This is a genomic window from Streptomyces sp. NPDC111802 (assembly GCF_055634335.1).
On sequence record NZ_JBVKCZ010000032.1, the window covers coordinates 66,369 to 89,494 of the forward strand.

Consider the following 23,126-nt stretch of genomic DNA (forward strand, 5'->3'; position numbering starts at 1 on the left):
TGACCGCACCAGGAAGGACCTTCACCAGCAATGACCGACGAGAACACTCCCGTCACTCCTGACGAGGGACAGATCCTGCGTGTCGAGCCCGTCGGGCTCGAGACGGAGATGCAGCGCTCCTACCTCGACTACGCGATGTCCGTCATCGTCTCGCGTGCGCTGCCGGACGTCCGCGACGGCCTCAAGCCAGTCCACCGCCGCGTCCTGTACGCCATGTACGACGGCGGCTACCGCCCCGAGCGCGGCTTCTACAAGTGCGCGCGCGTGGTCGGCGACGTCATGGGTAACTACCACCCCCACGGCGACTCCTCGATCTACGACGCCCTGGTCCGTCTCGCCCAGCCGTGGTCGATGCGGATGCCACTCGTCGACTCCAACGGCAACTTCGGCTCTCCGGGCAACGACCCGGCGGCGGCCATGCGCTACACCGAGTGCAAGATGGCGCCGCTGTCGATGGAGATGGTCCGTGACATCGACGAGGAGACCGTCGACTTCACGGACAACTACGACGGCCGCTCGCAGGAGCCGACCGTCCTGCCCTCCCGCTTCCCGAACCTGCTGATCAACGGCTCGGCCGGTATCGCGGTCGGCATGGCGACCAACATCCCGCCGCACAACCTGCGCGAGGTCGCGGCCGGCGCCCAGTGGTACCTGGAGAACCCCGAGGCGACGCACGAGGAGCTCCTGGAAGCCCTTATCGAGCGCATCAAGGGCCCCGATTTCCCGACGGGCGCCCTTGTGGTGGGCCGCAAGGGCATCGAAGAGGCGTACCGCACCGGCCGCGGCTCCATCACCATGCGCGCTGTCGTCGAGGTCGAGGAGATCCAGAACCGCCAGTGCCTGGTGGTCACGGAGCTGCCGTACCAGGTCAACCCGGACAACCTCGCGCAGAAGATCGCCGACCTGGTGAAGGACGGCAAGATCGGCGGCATCGCCGACGTCCGGGACGAGACCAGCTCCCGTACGGGTCAGCGTCTCGTCATCGTGCTCAAGAGGGACGCGGTCGCCAAGGTCGTACTGAACAACCTCTACAAGCACACGGACCTGCAGACGAACTTCGGCGCCAACATGCTGGCGCTGGTCGACGGCGTCCCGCGCACCCTCTCCCTGGACGCGTTCATCCGTCACTGGGTGACGCACCAGATCGAGGTCATCGTCCGCCGTACGCGCTTCCGGCTGCGCAAGGCCGAGGAGCGGGCGCACATCCTGCGCGGCCTCCTCAAGGCCCTGGACGCCATCGACGAGGTCATCGCGCTGATCCGGCGCAGTGACACGGTCGAGATCGCGCGCGGGGGCCTGATGGAGCTCCTGGAGATCGACGAGATCCAGGCCAACGCCATCCTCGAGATGCAGCTGCGCCGACTGGCCGCCCTGGAGCGCCAGAAGATCATCCAGGAGCACGACGAACTCCAGGCGAAGATCACCGAGTACAACGAGATCCTGGCCTCGCCGGTCCGCCAGCGCGGCATCGTCAGCGCGGAGCTCGCCGCGATCGTCGAGAAGTACGGCGACGACCGCAAGACCATGCTGGTGCCTTACGACGGTGACATGTCCATCGAGGACCTGATCGCCGAGGAGGACATCGTCGTCACCGTCTCGCGCAGCGGCTACGTCAAGCGCACCAAGACCGTCGACTACCGCGCGCAGAAGCGCGGCGGCAAGGGCGTACGCGGCACGAAGCTGAAGGAAGACGACATCGTCGACCACTTCTTCGTCTCGACGACCCACCACTGGCTGCTGTTCTTCACCAACAAGGGCCGGGTGTACCGCGCGAAGGCGTACGAGCTCCCCGACGCCGGCCGGGACGCGCGCGGACAGCACGTCGCCAACCTGCTGGCCTTCCAGCCCGACGAGGCCATCGCCGAGATCCTCGCCATCCGCGACTACGAGGCGGTGCCGTACCTCGTGCTCGCCACCAAGGCGGGCCTGGTGAAGAAGACGCCTCTGAAGGATTACGATTCGCCGCGCTCCGGCGGTGTCATCGCGATCAACCTCCGTGAGATGGAGGACGGTTCCGATGACGAACTGATCGGTGCCGAACTCGTTTCGGCCGACGACGATCTGCTTCTGATCAGCAAGAAGGCACAGTCGATCAGGTTCACCGCCACGGACGAGTCGCTGCGCCCCATGGGCCGCGCCACCTCGGGTGTCAAGGGCATGAGCTTCCGCGAGGGAGACGAGCTGCTCTCGATGAATGTTGTTCGACCCGGTACGTTCGTGTTCACTGCCACCGACGGCGGGTACGCGAAGCGGACCGCGGTCGACGAGTACCGCGTCCAGGGTCGCGGCGGCCTCGGCATCAAGGCCGCCAAGATCGTCGAGGACCGCGGCTCTCTCGTCGGCGCGCTGGTGGTCGAGGAGACCGACGAGATCCTCGCCATCACGCTGGGCGGCGGTGTGATTCGTACGCGAGTCAACGAGATCAGGGAGACGGGCCGTGACACCATGGGCGTCCAACTGATCAACCTGGGCAAGCGCGATGCCGTCGTCGGTGTCGCACGTAACGCCGAGGCGGGACGCGAGGCGGAGGAAGTCGACGGCGACGTGGCCGTCGACGAGACCGCCGAGGGGGCCGCGACCACCGGCACGGACGAGGGTGACGCACCCTCGGCCGAGTAGCACGAGGAGAGAGTCATCGTGAGCGGAGCCACGGGCGGCGCCGGGTCGTCCGGTACCTCGACCGGTTCTACGGGCGGTACGGACGGCGGCGGCCGTGGCTCCGCCGCGCCCGCGACCGACACGCACACCACCCAGCTGAAAGCGATCAAGTCGCCCGCGCAAGGCCCTTCCTCGCCCGACGCACCTGGAACCCAGGGGGGAACCGTGACGGACACCCGAGGCTCGCAGACCCAGCAGTACGCGGCCGGCGCGGGCGCCCAGCAGCAGCCCCAGCCCGCGCCCGCGGGAGGGCAGCAGGCGGCCCCCGCGTCACCGCTGCCCGGGGAACGGCAGTCGCAGCAGCCCGCCGCGCCCTACCACCCGCCGCAGGCCTACCAGACGCCCGCTCCGGGAAGCGCGGTACGTCGGCCGCGCACGGGGGCGAGCACAACGCCGCGCACCCGCAAGGCGCGCCTGCGGGTGGCCAAGGCCGACCCGTGGTCGGTGATGAAGGTCAGCTTCCTGCTCTCCATCGCGCTGGGCATCTGCACGATCGTGGCGTCCGCGGTGCTGTGGATGGTCATGGACGCGATGGGCGTCTTCTCGACGGTCGGCGGCACGATCTCCGAGGCGACCGGCTCCAACGAGTCGAACGGCTTCGACCTGCAGTCCTTCCTCTCGCTGCCGCACGTCCTGATGTTCACGTCGATCATCGCGGTCATCGACGTCGTCCTCGCGACGGCGCTGGCGACGCTCGGCGCGTTCATCTACAACCTTTCCGCCGGCTTCGTGGGCGGCGTCGAGCTGACGCTCGCGGAGGACGAGTGACGAGGAGTAGTACGGCGGCGGTCGGCTGACGGCGGGCCGTCCGAGGTCGGACGACGGTTGCCGTCGGGAGGCGGTTTCAAACCTCTCCTGACGGTTCTCCGACAACCGATTTTGGGACTGCCCACGTCGTGCGCTAATCTTCAGGAGTCAGCGCGCGGGACACACACCGCAGAGCGCGGCGGGGCTATAGCTCAGTTGGTTAGAGCGCATCCCTGATAAGGATGAGGCCACAGGTTCAAATCCTGTTAGCCCCACCAGCGAAAAGACCCCCAGTCCACCAGGGCCGGGGGTTTTTCGCGTCCCTGGTAGTTGGCCTGCCCGATTGTCACGCCCCGCCGATTGTCAGTGCCGGATGAGAGCCTGGTCGGCATGATCGTCGAACGGGCTTACGCGCATCTCGCCGAGGGCGAGCTGGGGGAGGACGGCCAGTGGCCGTGGTCCGTGCCGTGTGTGCGGCAGCTGCTGGATGACGGCCTGAGATTCACCGCGCCGGTCACCTTCCTGGTGGGGGAGAACGGCTCGGGCAAGTCGACCCTCGTCGAGGCGCTCGCGGAGGGCTTCGGCCTGGACTCATGGGGCGGATCCGCGGGCTACAAGTACGCGAGTTGGCGTGAGCCGTCGGCCCTGGGCGGGCGGATACGGTTCGAGGCGACGGCGGCCGGCCGCCGCATGCTGCGCGGGCCTCGTACGCGCCGCAGGGGCTTCTTCCTGCGGGCGGAGACGGCGCTGGACGCGCTGGGCCGGGAGCAGAAGTCCGGAAGGCTGTCCGGGGCCGCGGACGAGATGAGCCACGGCGAGGGCTTTCTGATGGCCTTCCGCGAGCGGTTTCAGGAGCCTGGGCTGTACGTCCTTGACGAGCCCGAGGCCGCGCTGTCCTTCGCTTCTTGTCTTCAACTCGTGGGGCAACTGCACGAACTGGGGCGTTCCGGCGCACAGATCATCTGCGCGACGCACTCACCTGTGCTGACGGCGCTGCCAGGCGCCGAGATCATCGAGGTGGGTGACCACGGAATGCGTCCCGCCGGCTGGCGGGATCTGGAAATCGTCGACCACTGGCGGCGTTACCTCAACGATCCCTGGGCCTATCTCCGGCACATCGTCGAGCCGGGATGAGGCGGACCGGGCCGGATGAAGCGCGCCGGAGTACTGCTGGAGGGGCTGCCGTCAGAAGCGGGTGCCGTGTACGCAGGCTCGCTGTGACGGCGGGTTCGGAGCAGAGGGGACAAGGCTCGCGGAGGGCTATACCTGGGGCGAGCCCGGGTTTCAGCGTTGATGCGGGACGAGTGGCCGTTCCGGGGCTTCGTCGTGGGCGCATTCGCGGGTGGTCGATGCGGACCCTGCGGCTTCCGTCTCCGTGAGCGGCCGGTGTCGGCAGCTGGGTGTCTTGCCGTGCGCCTCGGCCCGGATGCGCTGCTTCATCGTGGGGGGCAGGGCTCTGGCGTAGGACCAGGCCCAGTGGGGCATCGCCGGGACCGTCAGTTCAGCGCTGCGGTTGTTGTCGTCGCCTCCGCTCCGGCGGCTCGTCTCGGTGTGCGGGACGGCCGCGGCCGCGGTGTTGGTGACGAATCCGAGCGCCGTGCACAGCGCGAGAAAGGCGGTGACGATGGCTGTCCACAGGTTCATGACCTTGTTCCTGGTCATGGCCCCTCACTTTCGGGTTGGGCGATTTGCGTACTTTCCTCATGATGTGTATGGGGGCCGCGAAGTCATGTACCGACGCCCATGACGCGTCGATCTTCAGATGAACACCACTCGAATGGGCGCAAGAGGCTCGACGAGTGAGCGAAACTGGAGGAAGGGTGCCAAATGTCACCGTCCGTCGGGGTGTGATCACCCTCTGATCGGAGCGACGGCATCCGCTTCTACTGGGGTGTGGCGACGGGCAGTTGAGCGCCGACGCAGGTCACCGATTGATATCGACCGGTGTGTATAGTCGGGCGCCAGAGGTCCCCTACGTCAAGAAAGACGAGGTCGCGCGGTGAAGAAGCTTCTCCTGGTCGCACTGGCCGCCATCGGCGGGCTCCTCGTGTACCGCCAGATCCAGGCGGATCGCGCCGAGCAGGATCTGTGGACGGAGGCGACTGACTCCGTGCCCACGGGTTCGTGAGCCACCACGACGGATCGCACACAGACCCCGGCCGCCCGAGCGGTCGGGGTTTTGTGTGTCCGGCGGCAGGTCGGGTGCCGCGGCTTCGAGTTGCGGAAGCGACGCGCAGGTCCTAGAGCCGGGTGTTTCGGACTGTCGTACGGATTGCGGGGGTGACGCGCGACCGGGCTGGGCAGGATGGGCGACGGTCCATGGTCCGACGGTGACGAGGAGTGGCGCGTGATGAGGCGGCGGCGTGCGGCGCGGTGGCGCACCGCGAGGATGCTCCGCGCTGTGAGGCGGCGGTCCCCGAGGGTGCGGCGGTCCCCGAGGATGCGGCGCCCCGCGAGGATGTGGCGCGGTCATACCTCGGCACGCGCGCGTGTGGCCGTCGTGGCGGGGCTGCTGATCTGCACGACGGCTGTTCTGCCGGGTCTGCCCGCGCAAGCCGCCGGGACTCCCGGCCCCTACGCCTTCGCACCGGACGCCCGCGCCGTCACAGGCGCGACCAGCAGCGCGGACGCCGTACCCCTCACACCGGGCACGCGGTACAAGAGCTCCCTGCCCAGTGAGGCAGAGATCCACTATCGCCTCGATCTCGACGCCACCTCGGACGTGTACGTGTCCGTGACCGCTGTCCCCCCGCTCGGCAGCACGATCTACGCGGGCGACGGCATCAAGGTGTCCGTGCGGGACGCGGTCGGCCATGTCTGTTCCCAGGACACCCAGACCTTCGGCGTCGTCCACAGCCCGCGTCCGATTGCGGCATGGGGCGCGCGGGAGACGTCCGTCAACCGGCCTCGCTGCGAGATCGCGGGCACCTATGACGTGATCGTCGAACGCACCGGTACGGCGGAGTCCGCACCGGATACCTGGGGCCTGGAGCTCTTCGCCGCCTCCGAGCCGCCCCTGAAGCAGACCGGCGAGACGAGCGCACCCGAGGTCTGGGACTCCGCCTCACCCGCTCCCCTCCCCGGCGACGGCGAGCACCGCGAGGGCGGCTCCGGCTTCGCTTCCGCGGTCTCTGTCGGCCAGGGCGTCTGGACCGCCGACATCGAGCCCGGGCGGACGCTCTTCTACAAGGTGCCGCTCGACTGGGGCCGCCAGTTGTACGCCACCGCCGAACTCGGCAGCTCGAACAGTGGCGACGGCTACGCGGTCGGCGCCCTGAACGTCTCGCTCTACAACCCCGTCCGCGGCTTCGTCGACGACGCGAGCGCCAACTACAACGGCCGGCGGAAGGCCGCCGAACTCGACCCCTTGCCGCCGGTCGCGTACGAGAACCGGTACGCCGGCCCCGACCGGCTCAGCGCCATGCGGTTCGCCGGTTCCTACTACCTCGTGGTGCACCTGGCGGCCGAGGTGGCGGAGAGATACGGCGAGGGGCCGTTCGAGCTGACGCTGCGCGTGCGGGAGGAGGGTACGGGGCAGGCCGGTCCCGGTTATGCGGGGGAGTCCGAGCCGGGGAATGTGTTCCAGGTCTCGGCGGCGGAGCGGGAGGCGGCCGCGGGCGGCGCGGCCGGAGCCGGGGGTGGCGGGGGCGCTGCGATGACCGTGCTCGCGGTGAGCGGGATCGGGGCGGGGACGTTGGTGCTGGTGGTGTTGGGGGTGTGGATGGTGGTGGCTCGGCGGAGGGTTGCGGGCTGACCGTGAATCCAGGCCGACCGTGAATCCAGGCCAACCGTGAACCCAGGCCGACCGTGAGCCCAGGCCGACCGTGAACTCAGGCCGACCGTGAACTCAGATGTGGGCCAGTGCCCAGAACCCCACGGCATAACAGACCAACGCCAGCAGCAGGAGCGGCACCGTCACCTTGGCCGGCGGCCCGGGGCGGCGGGCGACGCGTCGGGGTGCGCGTCGGGTGGCGCGGTGACCGCCGCGGCGGCTCGGCTGCGGAATTGGGGGCGCCGGAGTTGGAACCTGCGGGCTCTGAGCGGTGTACGAAGCAGTAGAGGCATCGACGCGCTGATGGTGCGCCGGCGTCGTCGTCGGAGGCTGAGCCGGGTACTGCGGTGTGCGTGGCTGGGGGGAGGACAGTACGTGCGTGGTGTCGTAGGGGGAAGTGTGAGCCGAGTGATGCTGCACGCTGTCGTGTGCCTGGCTGCCCGTCTGTACCTGGCCGTGTCCTTGCGCCTGGATCTGCGCCTGGGCCTGGATTTGTGCCTGGGCCTGGTGTGGTGGTGTCGCGTGGGGGTGAGGCAGGGGCGATTCAGCGTGCAGGGGAGTCTGAGGGGAGGAGCCGGTGGACTGAGGCGGGGGCAGATGGAAGCTGCCGGTGTCCGACATGGAGAGAGGACCGCTGCTGTCGCCTGACTGCGGCGTGGGCTCGGACGCGGACGGGGTGAAGTCCGAAGCCGGACTCGGCTCCGCCACACGTCGGCGCGGATCGTGGGATACGGCGCTCGAGCCAGTGTCAGTTGCCGAGTTCGCGAGCCCGGCGAAGCTCGCCACCCCCGCCGAGCCCGATGGGCTCCCCGGCCCCGACCCTGACCCCGTCGCCGCCCCCGGCCCCGTCACCGACCCCGCCGAGCCCTCACCGACCCGCCCAGAGCCGCCCCTCCCCCCTTCGATCCCCGGCGCCTGTTTGAGCGGCCCGTTCGACGTGAACCCCGGTGGAAGTGGCCCGAGTTGGTCGAAGATCTCGATGATCTCGTCGTCGGGACCGGGTTCCGGCAGCAGCTCGACGGCCACGGCAAGGGCCTTGCGCGCACCCGTCGCCGTACGGAACCGCGCGTGCGGATCCGGCTGCAGCAGCGAGGCCACGACCTGCCAGAGCGGTTCCGGAATGCCCTGGGGCGCACCGGGCGTTCCGTGCGCGCTGAAGTACTGGACGAGCGCCTTGGCGTCCGGCTTGGCGCCCTCCAGCAGATACAACGCGACCAGCCCCACGGCGAACAGATCGGCGGGGAAGTCCGGCTCCGCTCCCATGAGTTGCTCGGGTGCCAGGTAACCGGGCGTCCCCACCACGAGGTTGGTCTCGGTCAGGCGCGGCTCACCGAGCCGCATGGCGATGCCGAAGTCGGACAGCCGCAGCCGCGGGCGACCCGTGCCGGTGGCTTCGAGGAGCAGGTTGGCGGGCTTGATGTCACGGTGGACCACGCCCTCCGCGTGCACGGCGGACAGTCCCGCGAGGAGCTGGTCGAGGAGGACGCAGACGAACGAGGGCGGCAAGGGGCCGTAGTCCCCGATGAGATGGACCAGCGAACCGCCGGCCACCAGGTCCATGGTGAACAGGACCTTGTCGTCGTCGGCGGCCCAGCTGGCGGGCGCGAGCACATGCGGGTGATCGATCCGGAGGGCCTGCTCGCGGACGAAACGCAGCAAGGAGTGCGCGTCGCTCTGTTGCAGCACCTTGGCGGCCACATACCGACGGCGGCGATGGTCCCAGGCACGCCAGACGGCGCCGACACCTCCGCGCCCGATCGGGTCGACCAGTTCATACCGCCCGGCGAAGACCTCACCCATGGCTGTGCGTCGCTCCTCCCCCTCCGGTTACCCCCCTTGCTTCCCCCACGACGAGCGATACGACTCCCCCTCGCTGACCGTCCTTCGCGCACTCCCCCGCACGACCCCTCGTGCCCGCTCAGGACGCAGACCGTCGGCCCGGCTACCGACCCCCTCGGCGACCGGGCCTCCGGGTCAGCTCTGGTGGGACTGGTAGTGCGCGACCGCGTCGGAGGTGCGGCCGGCGCCGTACACCCGGAGGAACTCTGCCAGTTCCGGGTGGGTGGGGGCGAGGGTGTCCGCGGCGTCGATGATGTCGCCCGCGGCCGCCACGGAGCGCAGGAGCGACTGGATCTCACGGACCACCCGCTTGACCGTGGGCGCGCCCGAACTGTTCGTCGTCTGTGTTGTGTTGCTGAGCACCGAGCCCCCCTGCGACTTCTTGATCTCCTCCATGCGCTCGGTGGCCTCGGCCGCGCTCACGCTGCCGTCCGCGACCTGCCCCGCCAAGTCCTGCAGCAGCTGCACCCGCTGGACCACGGCTGGATTGCCGATCTTCGCCCGCTGTCCGCTCATCAGCTGCGACAGCATCGGTGCGGACAGTCCCAGTACCCCCGCGAGACGAGCCTGGTTGAGACCAAGATCGTCGATGAGCTTACGGAAGAGCGTCCCCAGCGGCTCCCCGTACCAGTTCCGCTGCAGATCCCGCGCTCTTGCGGTGGCTTCCTGCTGTGCGGCGTCCATTGCGTCTCCCCATCGCTTCCCCAAAACCGCGGTTCGCTGTAGCGAACCACGCCGAGCATCCTACGGAGAGTGGTCGTTTACCGGGACCCCCAATCCTTTTGCGGGATCCGGGGGGCGACCGGGTACTCTGGTCTGGGCGCCCGCCGGACTGGGGTTTCTTCCGGCCGGACGTTCCTTTTGAGGGGCCTTAGCTCAGTTGGTAGAGCGCTGTCTTTGCATGGCAGATGTCAGGGGTTCGACTCCCCTAGGCTCCACACACCAAGCCCTCTGACCTACGGAAACGCAGGTCGGAGGGCTTTCGCATGCGCGGGCACACCACCGGTACCGAGGAGACGCAGGCGCTCCTGACCGGTCGTCATCAGAGAAGTCGGCATGAGAAAAGGTGGTGTGCGCCCGCCGGGGCGCACACCACCCATCGTTCCTGCCGTTCCTGCCGTTCCTGCCGTTCCTGCCGTTCCTGCCGTTCCTGCCGTTCCTGCCGTTCCTGGAGAGCCGTGAAGCCGTGAAGCCGTGAGGAGGGGAAAGCCCCTCACATCACCGTCCCTCGTCCCCCCGAGCCGCCTCCTCCTCGGCCTCCTTCGCCTGGACCTCCGGGTCCAGGCCGGACTGGCCGCTGCCGTCCACTGCAGCGAGACGGCCCGACTCGGGCACCTCGGTCGCGGCGGGCGGCTCGACCAGCCAGTCCGGGTTGGCCTGCTTGTCCCACCACTTCCACGCGGCGAAAGCACCGCCCGCCAGAACACCGAGCACCGCCAGCACCTTCACGGCACGACCGGCCTTGGCGCGCCGCTCGTGCTTGCGGACCAGCTTCTGGATCTCCTTGGCCGAGACCTGACCGCGCAGCGCGGCCAGTGCCGCGACGCCACGCGCGGCGGCCTCGTCCCTCACGGGCCCGGCCACGGCCGCCGCGTGTGCGAGCCTCGGCCGGGAGTATTCGGCAGCCTGCCGGGCTGCCTTGCGCGTACGGAACGCGGCCTCATGAGCTGCGTGGTCGACCTTCGGTGGTACATGCGCACGAGCCTGTTCCAGATACGGCGCCACATGCGCGCCGTACTGGAGACGCGCCTGCGCTCGGGCCTGCTCGGTGGCCTGCGACACCATCGGCGCGAGCCGTGTGCGCGCCTCCTGTGCATATTGCGCGGCCCTGTCCTTGGCGGTGTCGGCGTAGGGCGCCACCACTTCCGCGGCGTGCAGCACGCTGTCCTTCGCCGAGCCGGTCGCGGCGCGCACGCTGTCGATGCGGGTCACGGGATCCTCCTCCTCGGTGGCGTACGGTAATTCGACTTTCCACCCTTTTACGGATCATGCCTGCCGGAACGCTGTGCGGCATGTGAGGGCGGGCATATGGGTGCCGATGAACTTGATCAAACGCAATAACGGACCAATGCGGTGCAACGGTGGCTTGTCGTCGACAATGCCATGGTTCGCCGTCTCCCGCCCCTGCCAGGTACCCACTCGACGACTTTTCTGCAAGCGGAGCGCCGGGTTGCGTACCGGTGAACGACAGCTGGGCGACGGAGCTCGGCGGCCGTGCGAGGATCGAGGGGTCACAGGAAGACAACGGAAGGCAGATCGTGGCTGAGCAGCTCTACGCCACCCTGAAGACCAACCACGGCGACATCGAGGTCCGGCTCCTCCCGAACCACGCGCCGATCACGGTCAAGAACTTCGTCGAACTCGCCAAGGGTGAGCGTGAGTGGACGAACCCCACCACCGGTGAGAAGTCCACGGCCAAGCTCTACGACGGCACGGTCTTCCACCGGGTCATCAGCGGCTTCATGATCCAGGGCGGTGACCCGCTGGGCAACGGCACCGGCGGCCCGGGCTACCAGTTCCAGGACGAGTTCCACCCGGACCTCGCCTTCGACAGGCCCTACCTGCTCGCCATGGCCAACGCCGGCCCGGGCACCAACGGCTCGCAGTTCTTCATCACCGTCTCGCCGACGACCTGGCTCAACCGCAAGCACACCATCTTCGGTGAGATCACCGACGCGGCCAGCCAGAAGGTCGTCGACGCCATCGCGACCCTCCAGACGAACCCGCGCACCGATCGCCCGCTCAACGACGTGGTGATCGAGTCCGTCGTCGTCGAGACCCGCTGAGGCCGAGTCCGACACCTCCCACAGGGAACCAAACGCCCCGCTCGTCCGTAAGGATGAGCGGGGCGGTGCATTGAGGACGTGCATCGCGTACGACGACCTAGGGGACCTCATGGACCAGCCGGCAGGCAGCCCGCAGGACGCGCAGAGCCTGCCCGTCTGCTACCGCCATCCGGACCGCGAGACCGGCATCCGCTGCACCCGCTGCGAGCGGCCCATCTGCCCCGAGTGCATGGTCAGCGCATCCGTCGGCTTCCAGTGCCCCGACTGCGTCCGCGGCGGCTCCGGCACCGGACACGCCCCCAGCGCCGCCCAGCCCCGCACCCTCGCCGGCGGCACCATCGCCGCGGACCCCCGGCTGCTCACCAAGATCCTCATCGGGATCAACCTCGCGGTCTTCATCGCCGTCCAGACCAGCACCTCGCTCCTGAACGACCTGGTCCTCATCGGCGCCTGGCCCCCCGCCCCCTTCAGCCCCACCGAAGGCGTCGCCGAAGGCGAGTGGTGGCGCCTGGTGACCTCGATGTTCACGCACGAGGCCATCTGGCACATCGCCTTCAACATGCTCAGCCTCTGGTGGCTCGGCGGCCCCCTCGAAGCCGCCCTCGGCCGCGTCCGCTACCTCGCGCTCTACTTCTGCTCCGGCCTCGCGGGCAGCGCCCTCACCTACCTGCTGGTCGCCCCCACCACGGCCTCGCTCGGCGCCTCCGGCGCTGTCTTCGGTCTCTTCGGCGCCACCGCCGTCCTCATGCGCCGGCTCCAGTACGACATGCGGCCGATCATCGCCCTGCTGGTGATCAACCTGATCATCACGTTCGGCTGGGGCAATATCGCCTGGCAGGCCCACGTGGGCGGCCTCGTCGCCGGCGTCGTCATCGGCTACGCCATGGTCCACGCCCCACGTGAGCGCCGGACGCTGGTCCAGTACGGCACATGTGCGCTGGTCCTGGCCGTGGTCGTGCTGATGACCGCGTTGAGAACGCTCCAGCTCACCTGAGCGGGGCGGTCATCCACCTGAGCCCCACTGTTGTCCACAGCGTGTGGCGGATCTTGTGCACACTGTGTGGGAACAACTGTGCCCCCTGTCACTGACCAGCGTTTCCGCAGGTCAGGCAGGGGGCGAACAAGTTTTCGGTAGCGTGCGGTTTACCGGTACTTCCGTCACACCGGCGTCAACACTCGATGAGTTATCCACAGATCGTCTTTCTTTTTCCCCACTGTGGAAAACGGCTGTGGATAACTCAGCGGATAGCCCTGGGCAGAGCTGGGTTCACCGAGCGGTGGCCGCCGGTTCGAGTGCTGCCTCGACCGCTACTTCCACTGCGTGGAGACGCCGAATCCGGCGGCGATGAAGCCGAAGCCCACCACGATGTTCCAGTTGCCCAGCGCTTCGAGTGGCAGTGAACCGTCGGTCACATAGAAGACGACGATCCAGGCCAGGCCGATGATGAACATGGCCAGCATCACGGGCGCGACCCATGCGCGGCTGTTCAGCTTGATGGCGGTCGCCTGCTTCGACGGCGGCGGCGTGTAGTCGGCCTTCTTGCGGATACGTGACTTCGGCACGAGAGTCTCTCCTGTCGATGCGCTGCGTGGCCGCGCAGGGAACTGTGGCTGGCTCCGGGGCAGCGTACAAGGGGACTCTGATGGCTCCCCCGGGCGTCCGTTAGCGTAGTGCTTCCGCGGCGCCGAAGGAGATAAGGGTACGTTGAGCAATTCTGCCGACTCTCCCGGGACGGGCTCCAGCCCTGTTCGTGGCCGTTTCCGGCCGGTGCGGGTGCTCACCGCGGCCGTCTTCGCCCTCGCCGGGCTGATTTTCTTCACCAGCTTCGACACGGCCAAGGGCACCAATATCCGCACGGATGCCTCACTACTGAAGCTTTCGGACCTGATCCATGAGCGCAGCCGTGAGAACGGTGAGCGCAATGACTCCAACGCGGCCCTGCGGGATGATGTGGAGGCGCTTGCCGAGCGGGATGACGGCAGCACCAAGGCGGAGGACGACAAGCTGTCGGGGCTGGAGCGCAGCGCGGGCACACAGAAGCTGACGGGCGAGGCGATCACGGTCACGCTCAATGACGCTCCGCCGGACGCCACCGCCAAGCTCCCCGGCTATCCCGAGCCGCAGCCGGACTATCTGGTCATCCACCAGCAGGATCTCCAGGCGGTGGTCAACGCGCTGTGGCAGAGCGGGGCCAAGGGCATCAAGGTCATGGACCAGCGGCTGATCTCCACGAGCGCGGTGCGCTGTGTGGGCAACACCCTGATCCTTCAGGGCCGGGTCTACTCGCCGCCGTACAAGATCACGGCCGTCGGTGACCCCGAGAAGATGCAGCAGGCGCTCGCGGCCTCGCCGGCGATCCAGAACTACATGGTGTACGTCAATGTCTACGGCCTCGGCTGGAAAGTAACCGAGGACGGCACGGTGACTCTGCCCGGCTACTCGGGCACAGTGGATCTGCAGTACGCCAAGCCCGTGGAGTGAGCCTCGCTGGAGCTGCCGGTGCGCGTAGTCGTCAGGACCGTCAGCGAACTGTGCATCACCATCGGCACGGTGATCGTCCTGTTCGTCGTCTATGTACTGTTCTGGACCGGCGTAAAGGCCGACAGCGTCATGGACGACCAGATCGATCAGTTACAGGACCAGTGGGCGCAGAGTGCCGTACGCCCCACCGACGCGGCTCCCGGCGGCGCGGCGAGTCCGGGCGCGGCGACTCCGGGCGCGGCGGCCGGTCCGCCGAAGCCGGCGCCGTATGCCACGGACAAGCCCTTCGCGATCATGTACATCCCGCGTCTTGGTTTCACGTGGAACAAGCCGGTTCTCGAAGGCACCGCCACCAAGACCCTGAAGAAGGGGCTCGGCCACTACGCGAACACCGCCCAGCTTGGCCAGAAGGGCAACTTCTCGGTGGCCGGCCACCGGCGTACGTACGGCGACCCCTTCAAGGATTTCCCCAGGCTGCGCCCGGGTGACGCGGTGGTGCTGACGGACGGGACGACCTGGTTCACCTATCGGATCGACAAAGGCCCCTACAAAACACTGCCCACCGACATTGAGGTGATCGACCCTGTGCCCCGTAAGTCGGGGTACACACGTTCAGGCCGCTATCTGACCCTGACCACGTGCGATCCCGAGTGGGGGCACAGTCATCGGCTGATCGTGTGGGCACATCTGGACTCCACCCAGCCTGTGGAGGCCGGGAAACCTAAGGCGTTGCGCCGTTAGTCTGTTGGCTGTAACGGCGTGAGTCTGGTGCCGTGGTGCGACGGAAGGGACGGCATGTACGGCTGGATCTGGCGGCATCTGCCGGGGAACGCGTGGGTGAGGGCGCTGCTCTCGCTCGCTCTGGTCGTGGCCGTGGTCTACGTCCTCTTCAACTATGTCTTTCCGTGGGCCGAACCGCTGCTGCCCTTCAACGATGTGACGGTGGACAACCAGTGAGCGCGCGCATCCTCGTCGTGGACAACTACGACAGCTTCGTCTTCAACCTGGTCCAGTACCTGTACCAGCTGGGTGCCGAGTGCGAGGTGCTGCGCAACGACGAGGTGTCGACCGCGCACGCCCAGGACGGCTTCGACGGTGTACTGCTGTCGCCGGGCCCGGGTACGCCGGAGCAGGCGGGCGTGTGCGTGGACATGGTCCGGCACTGCGCATCGACCGGAGTGCCGGTCTTCGGTGTCTGCCTCGGTATGCAGTCGATGCAGGTGGCGTACGGCGGTGTCGTGGACCGTGCGCCGGAGCTGCTGCATGGCAAGACCTCGCTGGTCGAGCACGGGGGCAAGGGCGTCTTCGCGGGCCTGCCGACGCCGTTCACGGCGACCCGCTACCACTCGCTGGCGGCGGAGCCGGAGACGGTGCCGGCCGACCTCGAGGTCACCGCACGTACGCACGACGGCATCATCATGGGCCTGCGTCACCGTGAACTCCCGGTCGAGGGCGTGCAGTTCCACCCCGAGTCGGTGCTGACCGAGCACGGGCACCGGATGCTGGCCAACTGGCTGGTGGAGTGCGGCGACCAGGGTGCGATGGCGAGGTCGACCGGGCTCGCCCCGGTGGTGGGCAGGGCCACGGCGTGACCGCGCTGCGCCCTGAGCGCGAGTCCGGCGCCGCGTACGGGGAGTCCTTCACGGACTCCTACGGCGACGCCGGCGACCAGGGGACCTCGTACGGGCAGCAGCCGTACGGGGACTCGGGTGCGCTCGGGGAGTGGTACGGCGGGGAGAGCTACGTCACTCAGGCGCAGGGCGCCGAGGGGCAGGACGGCGTCGGGTACGGCGGCGAGGGTTTCGGGGCCGAGAGTTACGGGGCCGAGAGTTACGGCACCGAGGGATACGGCGCTCAGGGCTACGGCGATGAAGTGCCCCCCGCGCCCCAAGAGCCGTACGCGGAGCCGTACATACCCCCGGCGGACGACGAGACCGTGGCTCTGCGGGTCCCCGATCCGCCGCCGCCCTATGGCGAGCCCATATCGGCCTCTCCTGCCTCCTCCGCCTCATCGGCCTCTTCCACCCCGACAGGCGGACGCGCGGCCCGCAGAAAGGCCGCCAAGCGGCGTCACGGGCGTCATGGCGGTTCCCGCCCGGCCTCGGAGGCCGCCGAGGCAGGCTCGGAGAGTTCCGGCGCTCCCCTGTCGCGTGTGGAGGCCCGTCGGCAGGCGCGGGCGCGCAAGGCCAGCCCGGCCACCGTCGTCAGCCGGGCGATCGGGGAGGTGTTCATCACCACCGGCGTGCTGATGCTGCTGTTCGTGAGCTACCAGCTGTGGTGGACGAACGTCCGGGCGCACGCACAGGCGGACAAGGAAGCCAGCAGCCTCCAGGACGACTGGGCGAACGGCAAGCGCAACCCGGGGACCTTCGAGCCGGGGCAGGGCTTCGCCATCCTGCACATCCCGAAGCTGGACGTCGTCGTCCCGATCGCGGAGGGCATCAGCAACAAGAAGGTGCTCGACCGGGGCATGGTCGGCCACTACGGCGAGGACAAGCTGAAGACGGCGATGCCGGACGCCAAGACGGGCAACTTCGGGCTGGCCGGCCACCGCAACACCCACGGCGAGCCATTCCGCTACATCAACCGGCTCGCTCAGGGCGACGACATCGTCGTGGAGACGCAGGACAAGTACTTCGTGTACAAGATGGCGTCGATCCTGCCGGTGACGTCGCCGAGCAATGTGAGCGTGCTGGATCCGATTCCGCCGGGGTCGGGTTTCACCAAGCCGGGCCGGTACATCACACTCACCACATGCACGCCGGAGTTCACCAGTAAGTACCGGTTGATCGTCTGGGGCAAGATGGTCGAGGAACGGCCGCGCAGCAAGGGCAAGCCGGATGCGCTCGTCAGTTAAGGGCAGATGAAAAGTGGCAGCGACCACCGAGGGCACGGAAGATCACACGGCCGCTCCCGCGTCACGGCGCCCCCCGGCTCGCCGCCGCGGAATGGGCCGGATCGCGATGGCGGTCAGCGTCTTCGGCGAACTCCTCATCACGGCGGGCCTGGTGCTGGGCCTGTTCGTCGTCTATTCGCTCTGGTGGACGAACGTTGTCGCCGACCGCGCGGCGGACAAGCAGGCCGACAAGGTCCGTGACATCTGGGCCCACCAGGACGAGGACTCGGGCCGACCCGCCGAGTACGACGCCAAGAACGGCATCGGCTTCCTGCACGTCCCCGCGATGAGCACGGGCGAGATCCTGGTCGAGAAGGGCACGACGTCGAAGATCCTCAACGACGGCGTCGCCGGCTACTACACCGACCCGGTCAAGGCGACCCTGCCCACCTCGGACAAGAAGGGCAACTTCTCCCTCGCCGCACACCGTGACGGTCATGGCGCGAAGTTCCACAACATCCACAAGCTCAAGCAGGGCGACCCGATCGTCTTCGAGACGAAGGACAAGTGGTTCGTCTACAAGGTCTACGCCGTCCTTCCCGAGACCTCGAAGTACAACGTCCAGGTCCTCTCCGCCGTCCCGAAGGAGTCGGGCCGGAAGAAGGCGGGCCACTACATCACGCTGACGACATGCACGCCGGTGTACACGAGCCGGTACCGGTATGTGGTGTGGGGGGAGCTGGAGCGGGTGGAGAAGGTGGACGAGGAGCGGACGGCGCCGGAGGAGCTGCGCGGCTGACGGAGATTCGCCAGAACGACGGTTCGCCAGAACAACGATTCGCCACAACAACAAGGCCTCGGCACCCTTCAAAGGTGCCGAGGCCTCATGGCGAGCGCTCGGGTCTAGCCGAAGATTCCTCCGTCGCCGTTCCCGCCGTTGTTCCCGCCGTTGTTGCCGAAGCCCACGGTGGTCAGCGTGATCTGGGTGTTCGCCGGGTCGTCAACCTGCTGGTTGCCCTTGGGGTCCTGGTCCGTGACGAAGGCCGTGTCGCTCTGGTCACTGCCGTTGGCGAACTGGATGTTGGTGAAGCCGGCTGCCGCCAGAGTCTGCTTGGCCTGGCCCACCGTCTGACCCACGACGCTCGGCACCGGGGTCTTCTGCTTGGCCTGCTTGCCGATCTGGATGGTCACCGTGGAGTTCTTGTCGGCCTCGCTGCCCGCCTCGGGCGAGGTCGAGATGACCTTGCCGACCTGGTTCGGGTCCTGGGTCTCGACCTCGGTGCAGGTGCCGACCAGTTCGTTGGCCGTCATCTGCGCCTTCGCCTCGTCGCAGGACTTGCCGAGGACGTCCGGCACGGTGGCCTTCTCCTCCTCCTTGGCGACGGTGAGGGTGATCGTGGTGCCCTTCTCGACCTCCTCGCCGCGCCGCGGGTCCTGGTCGAGGACAGTGCCGGGTTCGTCGGAGGAGACCTCACGCGTTTCGGTCTTGATCTCGAACTGGTAGTCGTCGGCCGTGAGCTTCGACTTGGCGTCATCGAGGCTCAGGCCGATCACGCTCGGCACCGTCACCTTCGGCGCACCTGTCGACACCACGACGTCGACCTCGGAACCCTTGTCGAGCTTGGACTTGGGCTCAGGGGCCTGGTCGCAGATCTTGCCCTTGGGCTGGTCCGCGCACTCCTTCTTCGTGACGGTACCCAGCTTGAGGTCGATGTTGGTGAGCAGATCCCTCGCGCTGCCCTCGGTCTCGCCGACGAGGTCCGGGACGGCCACCTGGCTGTTGCTCGCGTTCTCGCCGTCGAAGACCCACTTGCCGATGAGGACCGCGCCGACGAGGACCAGTACGGCCGCGACGGCCAGCAGGATCGTCGAGGTGTTGGACTTCTTCTGGCGGCGGCGGTCCGGGCGGTCGTCGTAGCCGTAGCCGCCGTCGTCCGGGTTCATCGGCGGCAGCATCGACGTGGCGCCGGCGTCCGCGGAGCGCAGGGCCGTGGTCGGCTGGTCGTCCGGGTAGCCGCCGTAGCCCACCGAACCCATCGCGGCCGTCGCGGCGACGGGCTGGCCGTCGAGGCAGGCCTCGATGTCGGCGCGCATCTCGTCGGCCGACTGGTAGCGGTAGTTGGGGTCCTTCGTCAGGGCCTTCAACACGATCGCGTCCATCTCGGGCGTGATCTCGGGGTCGAAGACCGACGGGGCCTGGGGCTCTTCCCGTACGTGCTGGTAGGCGACCGCGACCGGGGAGTCGCCGACGAAGGGAGGGCGGACCGTGAGGAGCTCGTAGAGCAGGCAGCCCGTGGAGTAGAGGTCCGAGCGGGCATCCACCTGCTCGCCCTTCGCCTGCTCCGGCGAGAGGTACTGGGCGGTGCCGATCACGGCGGCGGTCTGGGTCATCGTCATGCCGGAGTCGCCCATGGCGCGGGCGATGCCGAAGTCCATCACCTTGACCTGGCCGTTGCGCGTCAGCATGACGTTCGCCGGCTTGATGTCGCGGTGGACGATGCCGCTGCGGTGGGCGTACTCCAGACCCTGGAGGATGCCGATGGTCATTTCCATGGCGCGCTCCGGCAGCAGCTTGCGGCCGGAGTGAAGCAGCTCACGGAGCGTGGAACCGTCGACGTACTCCATGACGATGTACGGGATCGAGACGTTGTCGATGTAGTCCTCGCCCGTGTCGTAGACCGCCACGATCGCGGGATGGTTGAGCGAGGCGGCCGACTGGGCCTCTCGGCGGAACCGGGCCTGGAAGGACGGGTCGCGCGCGAGGTCCGCGCGCAGCGTCTTCACCGCCACGGTGCGGCCGAGCCGGGTGTCATGCGCGAGGTAGACCTCGGCCATGCCACCACGGCCGAGCACCTGGCCCAGCTCGTACCGGCCGCCGAGGCGACGCGGCTCTTCCATAAGCTACCTACCAGCCCTCTCCGTCGGTCCCGACCTCACCCTTGTGGGTGTGGCGGTGTGCCGTCCGGGCATACCGTACCCGGCTCATCTTGTGTGACCTGGCCAAGCCCGTAACCCGATACAGGACCGGTATCGCAACGTGCACCGATGTGAAGGGGGCGTGAGCGGGGTCACTTCTTGTTGCCGATGACCGCCTCCATGACGCTCTTGGCGATGGGCGCCGCGAGTCCGCCGCCGGAGATGTCGTCGCGGACGGCGTTGTCGTCCTCGATCACCACGGCCACGGCTACCGGCGAGCTGTTGTCGCTGAGCTTGGCGTAGGAAATGAACCACGCGTAGGGGTTCTCGCTGTTGTCCACACCGTGCTGGGCGGTACCGGTCTTGCCGCCGACCTTCACGCCGCTGATCTGCGCGTTCTTACCGGTTCCGTCCTGGACGACTGTCTCCATCATCGACTGCAGGATCTGCGCGTTCTTAGCCGACAGCGGCTCGCTCAGCTCCTCGGGCTCGGTCTTCTCGATGGCGTCGAGGTTGTTGGTCTGGAGCTCGTCGACCATGTACGGCTTCATCAGCGTGCCGTCGTTGGCGACCGCCGAGGCGACCATCGCCATCTGCAGCGGGGTGGCGGCGGTGTTGAACTGGCCGATGGAGGACAGCGCGGTCTGCGAGGGGTTCATGTTGTCGGAGAAGACGGACGCGCTGGAGCGGGTCGGCGTGAACTGCTCCTCGGTGAAGCCGAACTTCTTGGCCGTCTCCAGCATCTTGTCGTTGCCGAGGTCGGAGCCGATCTTGCCGAAGACGGTGTTGCAGGAGTACTGGAGGGCGACCCGCAGCGTCGCGTTCTTGCAGGGGATGTTGCCCTCGTTCGGCAGCTTGGTGGTGGTGCCCTCCATGACCCACGGGTCCGGCGAGTTCGTCTTCGCGTCCGCGTCCGTGTACAGCCCGTTCTCCAGCGCCGCGGCCGCGGTGACGACCTTGAAGGTCGAGCCGGGCGGGTAGACCTCGCGCAGCGCGCGGTTGAGCATCGGGTCGTCCGGGTTGGTCTTCTTCTGGAGCTTCTGCCACGCCTCGGTGTCGGTCGTCGTGGAGTTGCCGGCGAAGGACGAGGGGTCGTACGACGGGTAGGAGGCCAGCGCCAGGATCTTGCCGGTGGACGGCTCGATGGCCGCGACGGCGCCCTTGCCGCCCTGCTTCTTCAGACCCTCGTAAGCGGCCTTCTGCGCGGCGCCACTGAGGGTGGTGACCACGTTGCCGCCCTCCCTCTCCTTGCCGGTGAGCATGTCGAGGGTGTTGCGGAAGAACAGCCGGTCGTCGTTGCCGGTCAGGATGCCGTCCTCGAGGGACTCCAGCTGGTTGGCGCCGAAGGCCTGCGAGGCGTATCCGGTGACAGGCGCCCACATGGGGCCGTTCGTATAGGTGCGCTTGTACTTGAAGTCGCTGCCGGAGGTCTCGTCCGAGCCGGTGATCGCCTTGCCGTCGACGATTATGTCGCCGCGGGGGGTGCCGTAGCGCTCGATGACGACGCGGCGGTTGTTCTTGTCCGTCCTCAACTCATCGGCCTGGAGGTACTGGATCCAGTTGTCGCGGATGAGCAGTGCCAGGACGAGGATTCCGCAGAAGATCGCAATCCGGCGTAGGGGCTTGTTCACGGACGGACCACCTGGGTCATCTCGGCGTCGGGGTTGGGCGCGGGGGTGGGCGCGGGGCGGCGGGCGGTGTCGCTGATGCGGAGCAGGATGCCGATCAGAGCCCAGTTGGCGATGACGGAGGAACCGCCGTACGCCACGAAGGGCAGCGTCATACCGGTCAGCGGGATGAGGCCCATGACACCGCCGGCGACGACGAAGACCTGGAGGGCGAAAGCGCCGGACAGGCCGACGGCCAGCAGTTTGCCGAACGGGTCGCGGGCGGCGAGCGCCGTGCGCACGCCGCGTTCCACGATCAGGCCGTAGAGCAGCAGGATCGCCATGACGCCGGCCAGGCCCATTTCCTCGCCGAAGGTGGCGAGGATGAAGTCGGAGTTGGCGGCGAAGCCGATGAGGTCGGAGTTGCCCTGACCGAGGCCGGTCCCGAGGGTGCCGCCCGAGCCGAAGGCCCACAGGGCCTGCATGGCCTGCTCGGAGTGGACGACGCCGTCGCTGATACCGGAGCGGCTGAGCTGGAACTCGCGCGCGGGGTCGAGCCAGGCCTGCACACGCGTCTGGATGTGGGACTCGAAGCTCGCCACACCGACGGCGCCGACCGCGGACATCAGCAGACCGAAGACGATCCAGCTGGTCCGCTCGGTGGCGACGTACAGCATGATGACGAACATTCCGAAGAACAGCAGCGACGTACCGAGGTCGGTCTCGAAGACCAGGATGAGGATCGAGATCACCCAGACGACGAGGATCGGGCCGAGGTCGCGGCCACGCGGCAGGTAGAGCCCCATGAAGCGACGGCTGGCCAGGGCCAGGGCGTCTCTCTTCACCATGAGATAGCCGGCGAAGAAGACCGCGAGGATGATCTTCGCGAACTCACCGGGCTGGAGTGTGCCGAGGCCGGGGATCTTGATCCAGATCTTGGCGCCGTAGATGTTCGCGCCGAGCCCGGGTACCAGCGGCAGGATCAGCAGGAACAGCGCGGCGGCCATGGAGATGTAGGTGTAGCGCTGAAGGACGCGGTGGTCCTTGAGGAAGATCAGCACTGCCACCAGCAGGGCGACGCCCATCGCGGAGTACAGCAACTGGCGCGGTGCCGCCTCGACGAAGCTGTTGCTCTGCTGGAGTCGCTTCGACTGGTCAAGCCGCCAGATCACGACCAGGCCGAGGCCGTTCAGCAGGGTGGCCAGCGGCAGCATCAGAGGGTCCGCGTACGGCGCGAACTTGCGTACGGCGAGATGGCCGACGCCGGCCAGGAGGCCGAGCCCGAGTCCGTAGCTCAGCAGGCCGGCCGGTACCTGGTCATTGATCGCCAAGCCCACATTGGCGTAGGCGAAGACCGGAATGACGACCGCGAACACCAGCAACGCGAGCTCGGTGTTCCGCCTGCTCGGCGCGCCGATCGCGCCGATCGTGGACGTGTGGTGCGTCGGCGAGTGCGTTGAATTCGTACCGCTCATGGATGTGA

At 67.9% G+C, this 23,126-nt stretch carries 22 protein-coding genes and 2 tRNA genes; 16 read left to right on the plus strand and 8 right to left on the minus strand.

What is annotated here, in order from left to right:
* The first annotated feature begins 30 nt into the window (after positions 1–30).
* The 4 genes from gyrA (at position 31) to ACZ7NC_RS30660 (ending at position 4,539) form a co-directional block, all read left to right on the plus strand.
* Entirely contained in the window at positions 31–2,619 is a 2,589-nt protein-coding gene (gene gyrA, locus ACZ7NC_RS30645) for a DNA gyrase subunit A (protein WP_471492742.1), read from the plus strand.
* Between the two features lie 18 nt (positions 2,620–2,637).
* Positions 2,638–3,426 carry a DUF3566 domain-containing protein gene (locus tag ACZ7NC_RS30650; RefSeq protein ID WP_471492743.1) on the plus strand — a complete coding sequence of 263 codons (789 nt, stop codon included), beginning with the start codon at positions 2,638–2,640 and terminating at the stop codon, positions 3,424–3,426.
* A 180-nt stretch (positions 3,427–3,606) separates the two neighbouring features.
* A tRNA-Ile gene (locus ACZ7NC_RS30655) sits at positions 3,607–3,683 on the plus strand.
* 112 nt (positions 3,684–3,795) lie between these two features.
* Positions 3,796–4,539 carry an AAA family ATPase gene (locus ACZ7NC_RS30660; protein WP_471492744.1) on the plus strand — a complete coding sequence of 248 codons (744 nt, stop codon included), beginning with the start codon at positions 3,796–3,798 and terminating at the stop codon, positions 4,537–4,539.
* 150 nt (positions 4,540–4,689) lie between these two features.
* Here ACZ7NC_RS30660 and ACZ7NC_RS30665 read toward each other — a convergent pair whose 3' ends face one another.
* On the minus strand, positions 4,690–5,067 hold the full coding sequence (locus ACZ7NC_RS30665; RefSeq protein ID WP_471492745.1) for a DUF6344 domain-containing protein: 378 nt from the start codon (positions 5,065–5,067) through the stop codon (positions 4,690–4,692).
* 337 nt (positions 5,068–5,404) lie between these two features.
* Here ACZ7NC_RS30665 and ACZ7NC_RS30670 point away from each other — a divergent pair, with 337 nt between their 5' ends.
* Both ACZ7NC_RS30670 and ACZ7NC_RS30675 read left to right on the plus strand, forming a co-directional pair.
* Positions 5,405–5,533: a DLW-39 family protein gene (locus ACZ7NC_RS30670; RefSeq protein ID WP_003999697.1), complete on the plus strand. Its 129-nt coding sequence runs from the start codon at positions 5,405–5,407 to the stop codon at positions 5,531–5,533.
* A gap of 363 nt (positions 5,534–5,896) precedes the next feature.
* Complete coding sequence (locus tag ACZ7NC_RS30675) at positions 5,897–7,159, plus strand: hypothetical protein (protein WP_471492746.1); 1,263 nt, start codon at positions 5,897–5,899, stop codon at positions 7,157–7,159.
* A gap of 93 nt (positions 7,160–7,252) precedes the next feature.
* On the opposite strand, the gene ACZ7NC_RS30680 is transcribed toward ACZ7NC_RS30675, so the two are convergent.
* Together ACZ7NC_RS30680 and ACZ7NC_RS30685 are read right to left on the minus strand one after the other, a co-directional pair.
* Entirely contained in the window at positions 7,253–8,977 is a 1,725-nt protein-coding gene (locus ACZ7NC_RS30680; protein ID WP_471492747.1) for a protein kinase domain-containing protein, read from the minus strand.
* Positions 8,978–9,151: 174 nt separating this feature from the next.
* Complete coding sequence (locus tag ACZ7NC_RS30685; protein WP_471492748.1) at positions 9,152–9,700, minus strand: helix-turn-helix domain-containing protein; 549 nt, start codon at positions 9,698–9,700, stop codon at positions 9,152–9,154.
* A 181-nt stretch (positions 9,701–9,881) separates the two neighbouring features.
* Here ACZ7NC_RS30685 and ACZ7NC_RS30690 point away from each other — a divergent pair.
* Both ACZ7NC_RS30690 and ACZ7NC_RS30695 read left to right on the plus strand, forming a co-directional pair.
* Positions 9,882–9,954 (plus strand) — tRNA-Ala (locus ACZ7NC_RS30690).
* A gap of 128 nt (positions 9,955–10,082) precedes the next feature.
* The gene (locus tag ACZ7NC_RS30695; protein ID WP_471492749.1) at positions 10,083–10,214 is read left to right on the plus strand and encodes a hypothetical protein; all 132 of its coding nucleotides are present in this window, start codon (positions 10,083–10,085) and stop codon (positions 10,212–10,214) included.
* A 20-nt stretch (positions 10,215–10,234) separates the two neighbouring features.
* Here ACZ7NC_RS30695 and ACZ7NC_RS30700 read toward each other — a convergent pair whose 3' ends face one another.
* Complete coding sequence (locus tag ACZ7NC_RS30700) at positions 10,235–10,948, minus strand: DUF5324 family protein (RefSeq protein WP_471492750.1); 714 nt, start codon at positions 10,946–10,948, stop codon at positions 10,235–10,237.
* A gap of 326 nt (positions 10,949–11,274) precedes the next feature.
* Here ACZ7NC_RS30700 and ACZ7NC_RS30705 point away from each other — a divergent pair, with 326 nt between their 5' ends.
* Both ACZ7NC_RS30705 and ACZ7NC_RS30710 read left to right on the plus strand, forming a co-directional pair.
* Positions 11,275–11,802: a peptidylprolyl isomerase gene (locus ACZ7NC_RS30705; protein ID WP_471492751.1), complete on the plus strand. Its 528-nt coding sequence runs from the start codon at positions 11,275–11,277 to the stop codon at positions 11,800–11,802.
* A gap of 109 nt (positions 11,803–11,911) precedes the next feature.
* Positions 11,912–12,796, plus strand: coding sequence for a rhomboid family intramembrane serine protease (locus ACZ7NC_RS30710; protein ID WP_471492752.1), 885 nt, complete (start codon positions 11,912–11,914; stop codon positions 12,794–12,796).
* 314 nt (positions 12,797–13,110) lie between these two features.
* Here ACZ7NC_RS30710 and crgA read toward each other — a convergent pair whose 3' ends face one another.
* Complete coding sequence (gene crgA, locus ACZ7NC_RS30715; protein WP_471492753.1) at positions 13,111–13,365, minus strand: cell division protein CrgA; 255 nt, start codon at positions 13,363–13,365, stop codon at positions 13,111–13,113.
* 142 nt (positions 13,366–13,507) lie between these two features.
* Here crgA and ACZ7NC_RS30720 point away from each other — a divergent pair, with 142 nt between their 5' ends.
* Genes ACZ7NC_RS30720 through ACZ7NC_RS30745 form a run of 6 tightly spaced genes read left to right on the plus strand, consistent with a single transcriptional unit; the run spans position 13,508 to position 17,919 of the window.
* Positions 13,508–14,284 (plus strand): DUF881 domain-containing protein, encoded by a 777-nt coding sequence (locus tag ACZ7NC_RS30720; RefSeq protein ID WP_471492754.1) that lies wholly within the window; start codon positions 13,508–13,510, stop codon positions 14,282–14,284.
* An 18-nt stretch (positions 14,285–14,302) separates the two neighbouring features.
* Entirely contained in the window at positions 14,303–15,025 is a 723-nt protein-coding gene (locus tag ACZ7NC_RS30725; RefSeq protein WP_471492755.1) for a class E sortase, read from the plus strand.
* Between the two features lie 18 nt (positions 15,026–15,043).
* Positions 15,044–15,241, plus strand: a complete 198-nt coding sequence (locus ACZ7NC_RS30730; RefSeq protein WP_164905044.1) for a hypothetical protein — start codon at positions 15,044–15,046, stop codon at positions 15,239–15,241.
* Positions 15,238–15,876 carry an aminodeoxychorismate/anthranilate synthase component II gene (locus ACZ7NC_RS30735; RefSeq protein WP_471492756.1) on the plus strand — a complete coding sequence of 213 codons (639 nt, stop codon included), beginning with the start codon at positions 15,238–15,240 and terminating at the stop codon, positions 15,874–15,876. The genes ACZ7NC_RS30730 and ACZ7NC_RS30735 overlap by 4 nt, the downstream gene beginning before the upstream one ends.
* Positions 15,873–17,141, plus strand: coding sequence for a class E sortase (locus ACZ7NC_RS30740; RefSeq protein WP_471492757.1), 1,269 nt, complete (start codon positions 15,873–15,875; stop codon positions 17,139–17,141). Before ACZ7NC_RS30735 ends, ACZ7NC_RS30740 begins: the two co-directional genes overlap by 4 nt.
* Before the next feature lie 13 nt (positions 17,142–17,154).
* Entirely contained in the window at positions 17,155–17,919 is a 765-nt protein-coding gene (locus ACZ7NC_RS30745) for a class E sortase (protein ID WP_471492758.1), read from the plus strand.
* Positions 17,920–18,023: 104 nt separating this feature from the next.
* Here ACZ7NC_RS30745 and pknB read toward each other — a convergent pair whose 3' ends face one another.
* The 3 genes from pknB to ACZ7NC_RS30760 all read right to left on the minus strand — a co-directional run bounded on the left by pknB (position 18,024) and on the right by ACZ7NC_RS30760 (position 23,118).
* Positions 18,024–20,018 (minus strand): Stk1 family PASTA domain-containing Ser/Thr kinase, encoded by a 1,995-nt coding sequence (pknB, locus tag ACZ7NC_RS30750; RefSeq protein ID WP_471492759.1) that lies wholly within the window; start codon positions 20,016–20,018, stop codon positions 18,024–18,026.
* A 170-nt stretch (positions 20,019–20,188) separates the two neighbouring features.
* Complete coding sequence (locus ACZ7NC_RS30755) at positions 20,189–21,667, minus strand: peptidoglycan D,D-transpeptidase FtsI family protein (protein ID WP_471492760.1); 1,479 nt, start codon at positions 21,665–21,667, stop codon at positions 20,189–20,191.
* Positions 21,664–23,118 carry an FtsW/RodA/SpoVE family cell cycle protein gene (locus ACZ7NC_RS30760; RefSeq protein WP_471492761.1) on the minus strand — a complete coding sequence of 485 codons (1,455 nt, stop codon included), beginning with the start codon at positions 23,116–23,118 and terminating at the stop codon, positions 21,664–21,666. Before ACZ7NC_RS30760 ends, ACZ7NC_RS30755 begins: the two co-directional genes overlap by 4 nt.
* Positions 23,119–23,126: the final 8 nt, after the last annotated feature.